The organism is Aeromicrobium sp. (genome assembly GCF_014378035.1).
Lineage (GTDB): Bacteria > Actinomycetota > Actinomycetes > Propionibacteriales > Nocardioidaceae > Aeromicrobium.
In genome coordinates, this window is sequence record NZ_JACMOM010000130.1 from 1 (window position 1) to 5163 (window position 5163).

Annotated in this window: 4 protein-coding genes; 2 read left to right on the forward strand and 2 right to left on the reverse strand. The window is 65.5% G+C overall.

What is annotated here, in order from left to right; translation table 11 throughout:
• Positions 1–407 precede the first annotated feature (407 nt).
• Positions 408–2735 carry a long-chain-fatty-acid--CoA ligase gene (locus H7290_RS06620; RefSeq protein ID WP_290513231.1) on the forward strand — a complete coding sequence of 776 codons (2328 nt, stop codon included), beginning with the start codon at positions 408–410 and terminating at the stop codon, positions 2733–2735.
• Positions 2736–2777: 42 nt separating this feature from the next.
• Here H7290_RS06620 and H7290_RS06625 read toward each other — a convergent pair whose 3' ends face one another.
• Together H7290_RS06625 and H7290_RS06630 are read right to left on the reverse strand one after the other, a co-directional pair.
• On the reverse strand, positions 2778–3854 hold the full coding sequence (locus H7290_RS06625) for an SDR family oxidoreductase (RefSeq protein WP_290513232.1): 1077 nt from the start codon (positions 3852–3854) through the stop codon (positions 2778–2780).
• Between the two features lie 198 nt (positions 3855–4052).
• Positions 4053–4934: a helix-turn-helix domain-containing protein gene (locus H7290_RS06630; RefSeq protein ID WP_290513233.1), complete on the reverse strand. Its 882-nt coding sequence runs from the start codon at positions 4932–4934 to the stop codon at positions 4053–4055.
• 33 nt (positions 4935–4967) lie between these two features.
• Here H7290_RS06630 and H7290_RS06635 point away from each other — a divergent pair.
• On the forward strand, positions 4968–5163 hold a 196-nt coding region (locus H7290_RS06635), incomplete at its 3' end, for a hypothetical protein (RefSeq protein ID WP_290513234.1).

Here is a 5163-nt window from a genome sequence, read left to right on the forward strand (position 1 = left end):
CGCTCGGCTGGCACTGCCCTGAACTTACAAACTGTCCTGAACGCTCAAACTGCCCTGAACGCACAAACAGGGTTGACGCCCTAGTCGCGTCACCCCTGCTTGCTTTCAACGAGATCCAAACTGTTTGCTCAATCCGGGGACCCACAGAGCACGGTACCCGGTCGCACATGTTCGAAGCATGATCCGCGACAACGATCGGTAAATTCGGTTTTCGTCATGCAGGTGACCGCGGCGCCGTCCATCGCAACCTCCAAAAATGCTCAGTCTGGCGTCGTCCGCCGGATTGCGGGGTCATGTCTCCTGAGACCTTCGTGCTGCAATACTCAAAATTAGATCGCGGCACGTCGACGCGCACATGGCTTCATCGTCCGGAGCCGAGGTCACGTGCGACGACGAGGGGGAGAACCATGGCGGCAGCACAAGACAGACGCCCTTGGGCCAACAGCTACGCGCCCGGGGTGCCATTGGATATCGACGTACCCGAGGAATCGCTCGTCGATCTGCTCGAAGTCTCGATCGCGCGGTTCCCGGACCACGTCGCGCTCGACTTCTTTGGCGCGGAGACGACATATACCCGGCTCGGCGACCAGGTGGTCCGGGCCGCAGAAGGACTCCGAAGGCTGGGCGTGCAGGCGGGAGACCGGGTGGCACTGGTGCTGCCGAACTGTCCGCAGCATGTCGTTGCCTTCTATGCCGTCCTCAGGCTCGGGGCCGTCGTGGTCGAGCACAACCCGCTCTACACCGCTGAGGAGATGTCATTCCAGCTCAGCGACCACCGTCCGCGGGTCATCGTGGCCTGGGACAAAGTCGCCCCGCTCGTGCAGCTGCTCGCTTCCGACGCAGGAGCCGAGCACGTGTTGGCCGTAAACCTCACCTCGGCCTTGACGACGGTCAAGCGCCTGGCTCTTAACCTGCCGTTGCGCAAGGCACGGGAGGCGCGCGCGGCGATGACGGCCCAGGCCCCCGGGGTGGCGAGCTGGGACCGGATGGTGAGCAGCAGCCCGCCACTCGACCCGGCCCAACCCCGGCCCGCCCCCTGCGATGTGGCGTTGCTGCAGTACACCGGCGGCACCACTGGCCAGCCGAAGGCCGCAATCCTGACTCACCGAAACCTGCGAGCCAACGCTGCCCAAGGTCGTGCCTGGATGCCCGGGCTCGCGGACGGCGATGAGGTGATCTACGCGGTGTTGCCGCTGTTCCACGCCTACGGCCTGACCCTTTGCCTGACCTTTGCGGTCAGCATCGGCGCCACGTTGGTGCTGCTCCCACGCTTTGACGTGGACATGGTGCTGGACGCCGTACGTCGGCGTCCGCCCACGTTCCTGCCAGCGGTTCCGCCGATCTACGAGCGGTTGGCGACCGCGGCAATAGAACGCGGCGTCGACCTGACCTCCGTTCGCTACGCGATCTCCGGCGCGATGTCTCTGCCCAAGGCGACCGCTGAGCTGTGGGAGTCGGTCACCGGCGGCATCCTCATGGAGGGCTATGGGATGACCGAGACCTCTCCGGTGGCGCTGGGCAATCCGGCGGTGGCGTCAACTCACGTCGGCAGTATCGGTGTGCCTTTCCCCTCGACCGAGGTGCAGGTCGTGGATCAGGAGGATTACACGCACGTCGTGCCTCACGGACACCCCGGCGAGCTGCTGTTGCGAGGGCCCCAGGTGTTCAGCGGCTACTGGGAGCGGCCGGAGGAGACGGCGCACGTGGTGCTCGAGGGTGGCTGGATCCGCACTGGCGACGTGGTCGTGATGGACGACGCGGGCTTCTTCACGATCGTCGACCGGATCAAGGAGCTCATCATCACGGGCGGCTTCAACGTCTACCCGAGTGAGGTCGAGAACGTGCTTCGCCAGATGCCCGGCATCGATGACGCTGCGGTCGTGGGGCTGCCGTCCCCCAACGGGGGCGAGGACGTCGTGGCGGCGGTCGTGCTGGAGCCGGGTGCCAACTTCGACGAGGCGGCGGTGCGCGAGGCTGCGCGCCAGCGGTTGACCCCCTACAAAGTGCCGCGGCGGATTTTCGTGGTCGACGACCTGCCGCGCTCGATGATCGGCAAGGTGCTGCGCCGGGAGGTGCGTGGCCAATTGCTGGAGGAGGGGAGGCAGGAAGAAGACAGTCTGGTCGAGCTGAGGGACGGGTCGCGAGTCCTCATCCGCCAGGTCCACCGTGAGGACCTGCCGATGCTCGAAGAAGGCTTCTCACGTCTCAGCGCAGAGTCACGACGGTTCCGCTTCCTGTCCGACAAGGGGCAGTTGTCGCCCACTGAGCTGCGTTACTTCACCAACATCGATCACCACGACCATGAGGCCGTCGGTGCGCGAGACATCGCGGACGGCCGAGGGCTGGGCATCGCGCGGTTCATCCGTGACCCTGATGACCCGGAGGTGGCGGAGTTCGCGGTCGCAGTGGTGGACGACTGGCACCGGCGCGGGCTGGGTTCGGAGCTGCTGAGCCGGCTGTTCGTGCGGGCACGCGAAGAGGGGATCTACCGGTTCACGGCCCTCGTCGCCGACAACAATGACGCCATGACGGCGCTGCTGCTGGGTCTCGGCGACGAGACTCGGATAATCGCTCACGAGGCGGGGGCAGTGACGTACGAGATCACGCCGGCGCCTGCGGGGCGTGGCGAGGAGCTCCGTGACCTGATGCGTGCTTTCGGGCGCGGGGAGCTCACGGCACCGGACGCGATCCGCGATGCGATGGTCCGGCTGGTGCCCGGGCGGTTCCACCACTGAGCAAGGACTCTGCGCCTACTACGACGGTGTTCCGTGGCCTGTTCACGGGATGATGCGGGCCTTGCGGTAGCGGTCGACGTGGTGGAAGAAGCTGTCACGGGAGTCCCGGAATCCGAGAAAGCCCGCGCGACGGCTCTTGTTCATGTCGGTAAGGCTCTCGACATCCCGCCCAAGGTCCCCGTCGGTGTGCCACCACGAGGCGATTCGTGAGATGTCCGCCTCAACGAGGTCGTGCTTCGCTGCGATGGCTCGCCAGGTCTCGGCCATGTCGCCCAGATTGTCCTCGAGCGGACGCGGCTCGCCCTCGAATCCCTCATGCTCGACGCCGAAGTGATCGGCGATCCGGGGCCACAGGGACCGCCACCGGAAGACGTCGCCATTGGCGATGTTGAAGGCCTGGTCGTGGCCCGCGTCGTGTGTGCCGGCCCAGATGATCTGCTCGGCCAGCAGATCTGCATCCGTGACGTCCGTCAGTCCGTTCCACTGCAGCTCCGACCCGGGAAAGACGAAGGGGAGCCCGAGCTCCTTGCAGATGGTCGCGTACGCCGCGATAGTCAGGACCATGTTCATGGCGTTCCCGGTGGCGAACCCGAACACGGTGTGCGACCGGTGGACGCTCCACGTGAACCCGTTGCGCCGCGCAGACTCGAACAGCTCGTCCTCCTGCGCATAGTAGAAGTTCGGGTACTCCAGGCGAGGTTCTTCCTCCCGAAATGGTGTGTCCGGCATGCTTCCGGTGCCGTACGCCTCGAAAGGGCCCAGGTAGTGCTTGAGGCCAGTCATCAGGGCTACGTGCCGGACCGACCTGGAGGGTTCGAGAGCGGCGAGGACGTTGCGGACCGCGGCGCCGTTGACGGCGATGTTCTCCGCCTCCGTGGCTTGCCGCGTCCATGCTGTGATCGCCACGAGCTGCGGATCCACCCCGGCAAGGGCTGCGCCCAGCGCCTCAGGGTCGGCCAGGTCAGCCGCGACCGGTGTCACGTCCGGCACGGCGCGACCGCTTCGTGAAAGGCCGTAGGTCGTCCAGCCCTGCGCCACGAGCTGCGAGCTCAGCGCCTGGCCGATGATGCCGGTCGCTCCAACGACGAGCGCGCGTCCAGGGGTCGATGTTGAGGTCATGAATGTCCTTGCGCTGGGTGTGCCGTGTGTCCGACAGGCGGTCGTCTGTCGACTCACCATGTCTACCCGGTGATGCGGCAGCCGTCGCGTCGGAGTCTGAACCCCGTGAAACCTGGGACTTCAATCAGCCCGGTGTGATCGACTTCGGCCTATCGAGTCCGGGCGCGCTTCGCACATGGCGCTACTTCCTCGGGGCGGTCAGATTGTCGTGATGCCAAAACTCTTGAGCTTGCGATAAAGCGACGAGCGGGCGATGCCCAGGGCCGCGGCAGCCTGCACCCGGTTGCCTTCCGCCGCATGGAGGGCTTTGACGATCACATCCCGCTCCATGGCCTCCATGCCGGAGAGGTGTCTGTGGGCGGTGTTGTGACAGTAGCCCGGGAGATCCTCGGGCTGTATCTCGCCGACTGGCCGTTTGAGCAGGGCAGACTTCAGCGCCTCTTCGAGTTGCCGGAAGTTTCTGGGCCAGGTGTAACCCGTGATCACCCGCATCGCCGCCGGCCCGATGCTGACATCCCGGCGACCGGCGACGGTGGTCAGCACGCGCAAGACAAGATCAGGGAGGTCCTCGATCCGGTGGCGCAACGGCGGGACCGTGACCGCCTGTTGGAAATGCGTGAGCAGGTCCCGAAATGGCAGATCGGAGTCGAGATTCGCGTCTGAGAGGGTCGCGGCGACGTACGCGGGCCGATCGCTCTCGGCCAGCGCGATGAGGAACGTGTCAAGACGTTCGACACCGTCGGTGGAAAGTTCGTCGATGTTCCTGAGGATGTAGAGCGTCGGAACCAAGGTCGCTTCCAGCGCTTCCTCGGCATCGTCATAGCTGTGCCGGCTGATGTTGGCTGCATCGAAGACGAGACTGCGACCGCCAGGACTGGTGCGGTGATAGATCTCGGTGACGAGCGAGAACTTCCCCGAGCCGGTCTCACCCATGACGAGTAGCGCGCAGTGGTCGGCGAGGGCGGACTCGATGCCGTCGACCGCACGTTTCCACAGCGGCGACGGGCTTGCGCTGAGGGCGGCGACCGGGCCGCTCAAGGCCGCGATACTCAAGGACCTACCGACGTTGAGCGTGGGCAATTCGACGAATCTGTCCCCGGGCACGGCCGACTCGTGCGCCGACGCCGTGGCCTCCGACACGATGTCGACGGCTACGACCATCCCGGCGATGTCGTTGCCCACGACAATGCGGGTTCCCCGCATCCGGACGACCTTGCCGGAGGCCAACTCGATCTGGTCGACCGGACGTTCGTGACCGATCATGAGATAACGCACGTGTTCCTGAATCGTCAACTGTTCGGCCGGGTCC

Bases quoted from the DNA above. Each gene is read 5' to 3' on its own strand.
- H7290_RS06625 (WP_290513232.1), bottom strand. From the start codon at position 3,854: ATGACCTCAACATCGACCCCTGGACGCGCGCTCGTCGTTGGAGCGACC.
- H7290_RS06620 (WP_290513231.1), top strand. From the start codon at position 408: ATGGCGGCAGCACAAGACAGACGCCCTTGGGCCAACAGCTACGCGCCC.